Origin of the sequence: Dietzia sp. 111N12-1, from assembly GCF_001658045.1 — a bacterium.
Taxonomy (GTDB): domain Bacteria; phylum Actinomycetota; class Actinomycetes; order Mycobacteriales; family Mycobacteriaceae; genus Dietzia; species Dietzia kunjamensis.
Map to the genome: position 1 here is coordinate 1 of NZ_LSSV01000076.1, position 2,814 is coordinate 2,814.

At 65.5% G+C, this 2,814-nt stretch carries 5 protein-coding genes; 4 read left to right on the plus strand and 1 reads right to left on the minus strand.

Annotated features, from left to right (window positions below; translation table 11 throughout):
• Nucleotides 1–580, plus strand: a 580-nt coding sequence (locus AYO52_RS15230) for an HAD-IC family P-type ATPase (RefSeq protein ID WP_156523640.1), incomplete at its 5' end; no start/stop codon positions are given.
• Nucleotides 581–585: 5 nt separating this feature from the next.
• Nucleotides 586–1,182: a CueP family metal-binding protein gene (locus AYO52_RS15235; RefSeq protein WP_172812183.1), complete on the plus strand. Its 597-nt coding sequence runs from the start codon at nucleotides 586–588 to the stop codon at nucleotides 1,180–1,182.
• 75 nt (nucleotides 1,183–1,257) lie between these two features.
• Here AYO52_RS15235 and AYO52_RS15240 read toward each other — a convergent pair whose 3' ends face one another.
• The gene (locus tag AYO52_RS15240) at nucleotides 1,258–1,647 is read right to left on the minus strand and encodes a heavy metal-responsive transcriptional regulator (protein ID WP_067719225.1); all 390 of its coding nucleotides are present in this window, start codon (nucleotides 1,645–1,647) and stop codon (nucleotides 1,258–1,260) included.
• A 92-nt stretch (nucleotides 1,648–1,739) separates the two neighbouring features.
• Here AYO52_RS15240 and AYO52_RS19015 point away from each other — a divergent pair, with 92 nt between their 5' ends.
• Together AYO52_RS19015 and AYO52_RS15245 are read left to right on the plus strand one after the other, a co-directional pair.
• Nucleotides 1,740–1,982: an FAD-dependent oxidoreductase gene (locus tag AYO52_RS19015; RefSeq protein WP_253702215.1), complete on the plus strand. Its 243-nt coding sequence runs from the start codon at nucleotides 1,740–1,742 to the stop codon at nucleotides 1,980–1,982.
• A 43-nt stretch (nucleotides 1,983–2,025) separates the two neighbouring features.
• Nucleotides 2,026–2,814 (plus strand): FAD-dependent oxidoreductase (locus AYO52_RS15245; RefSeq protein ID WP_253702217.1); only part of this gene is annotated, 789 nt, incomplete at its 3' end.

A 2,814-nucleotide genomic window follows, 5' to 3' on the forward strand; every position in this document is an offset into this window, starting at 1 on the left:
CCGGCCGGAGTCCCGTGACGCCGTCAATGCGCTCCATGCTGCCGGTGCGCAAGTCGTCATGATCACCGGCGATGCTCAGGCCGTCGCTGACACCGTCGCCGCCGAGCTCGGCATCGACCGGGTCTTCGCCGGGGTCCGGCCCGAGGACAAGGCCGCCAAGGTCGCTCAACTCCAGCACGAGGGCCGCAAGGTCGCCATGGTCGGCGACGGGGTCAACGACGCCCCGGCGCTGGCCCAAGCCGATGTGGGCATCGCCATCGGCGCCGGGACCGACGTGGCGATCGGCTCCGCCGGGGTAATCCTGGCCAGCTCGGATCCCCGCTCGGTGCTCTCGGTCATCGAACTCTCCCGCGCGAGCTACCGCAAAATGAAGCAGAACCTGTGGTGGGCCGCCGGATACAACCTCGCCGCCGTGCCTCTCGCCGCTGGAGTGTTAGCCCCGATCGGATTCGTGCTGCCCATGAGCGTCGGCGCCATCCTCATGTCGCTCTCGACGGTCGTTGTTGCCCTCAACGCCCAGCTGCTACGCCGCCTCGACCTGAGTCCAGAATCCGTCACACGAGCGATGGAGCGAGGATAACCACAATGATCACCACCGACACCTCTCGGCGACGAGTCGCATCCGCGTTGCTTGCTGCCGCCGCGTTGACTCTCGCCGGCTGCTCGACCGGACCCGCCGACAACGCACCGACGGGAACGCCAACCGCGTCGTTGGAGTCCTACGGACTCGCCGGTCTCGATGCGCCCCAGATCATCGAGAAACTCGACGCCATGCCGGTCGCTGATAGGCCTGACGATCTGATCGCCTCGGTGCAGCCGAACGAACTGGTCTTGACCAGTGGCGATGAGAGCCTCGCAACAATTCCGATGCCAGATGACCAGTTCTATCTGGCAGTGGCGCCCTACGACACCAGCACCCACCCCTGCCAATTCCACAGCCTGACCACCTGCCTCGGCGAGATAGCTACTGAAGAGATGCACGTCACCGTCACCGATACCGCCACCGGAGACATCCTCATCGATGAATCACGCACCACCTATGACAACGGCTTCCTCGGACTCTGGCTCCCCCGGGACGTCACCGGCGTACTCACCATCGACTACGACGGCAAATCGGCCACTGTTCCGATCGCCACCGGAGACCAGGACCTCACCTGCCTGACCACCATGAGACTCGCCTGACAACCCCCCGCCGGGTCGCGGCCACCGGCTGGCAGGGAAGCCAGGTGCGTCCCGCATGGGCCACAGCTCCGCCAGTCAGAGGTAGTGGCAGATCGTTTCGGCTTGGCAGGTCGCAGGGTCCACTGTGCGGTTGGCGGTCTGGAGCTGGGTGACTGTCTGACGCAGCTGCAAGAGGTCGGCTATCTGCTGGTCGATCTCGTCCAGTCGAGTCACCAGGAGCGTGTCGACGTGAGCGCAAGGTGCCTGTCCGTCATCGCGAATCCGGAGGATCTCACCGATGCGGGCAAGCGATAGTCCCGCGCTCTGGCCCCGCCGGATGAAATCGATCCGGGAGATCGCGTGCTCGGGGTAGTCACGGTAACCGTTGAGGGTTCGTTGTGGGGGCGGGAGCAGGCCCACGGATTCGTAGTAGCGAAGGGTTTTCGGAGTGGTGCCCGCCGTGGCAGCCAGTTCGCCGATCCTCATTGAATCTACCGTTCCTTCGAGACCGCCTGGTTTGACCTTCCAGTGTGCTGGAAGGTCCATCCTAATGAGCGAAGAAAGAGAGGGGCCATCTGATGGAACCGGGTTTCGAATTCGATTTGGCGGTGGTGGGCTCCGGCGGGGCAGCCATGGCGGCCGCTATCACCGCGCGGCAGGCCGGCAGGACGGTGCTGGTGATCGAGCGCGGCACCATCGGCGGCACCTGCGTGAACATCGGGTGCGTCCCGTCCAAGGCGCTGCTGGCCGCTGCTGGCACCCGCCAGGCCGCACTGACCAATCCCTTCCCCAGGGGTCCCCACCCTCGCCCGGGACGTTGATCTGGGAGCGCTGGTCAGACAAAAGGACCAGCTGATCACCCAGCTGCGAGGGACCAAGTACGCCGACGTCGCGGACGCCCATGGCTTCGAAGTCCGCCGCGGGGAGGCATCCTTCCTCGATCCCGACACTCTGGTCATCGATGGGGATCCGGTGGCGGCCGGATCGGTGGTGCTGGCCACCGGAGCAGAACCGGCACGACCGAAGGATGTAGCCGGGCTGGGCGAGGTGGAGCATCTCACCTCAACCACAGCCATGGAATTGACTGAACTGCCCGAGTCCATGATCGTCATCGGCGGCGGCTATGTCGGTATCGAACAGGCCCAGCTCTTCGCCCATCTGGGCACCCGGGTGACCATCATCGGCAGGATCACCCCGGCCGCCGAACCGGAGATGGTCGCCATCCTGCGCCAGGCCCTGGCCCAAGACGGGATCACGGTAGTCGAAGAGCACGCCACCACTGTCGACCGGCAGCACGCACAAGTCAGGGTGCGCACAGCGTCGGGCCGAAACCTCTGCGCTGAGCACCTCTTGGTGGCCACCGGGCGTCTCCCTTCCACAGCTCGCCTCAACCTGCCAGCCGCAGGCATCACCACCGACCCGGACGGATTCATCCTCGTCGATAAGCATCAGCGCACCACCAACCGGCGGGTCTTCGCCGCCGGAGACGCCACCACGGCACCCCAGTTCGTCTACGTCGCTGCTGCCACTGGGAAGGCCGCCGCCGTCAACGCTCTTCGGACCGATCCGCAGGCCCCAGCCGAGGTCGTCGATTACACCGGACTGCCGACGGTGATCTTCTCCCGCCCCCAACTAGTGGGCATCTCCGTTAGT

Coding starts and splice junctions, on each gene's coding strand:
- AYO52_RS15235 (WP_172812183.1), top strand. CDS start 586: ATGATCACCACCGACACCTCTCGGCGACGAGTCGCATCCGCGTTGCTT.
- AYO52_RS15240 (WP_067719225.1), bottom strand. CDS start 1,647: ATGAGGATCGGCGAACTGGCTGCCACGGCGGGCACCACTCCGAAAACC.
- AYO52_RS19015 (WP_253702215.1), top strand. CDS start 1,740: ATGGAACCGGGTTTCGAATTCGATTTGGCGGTGGTGGGCTCCGGCGGG.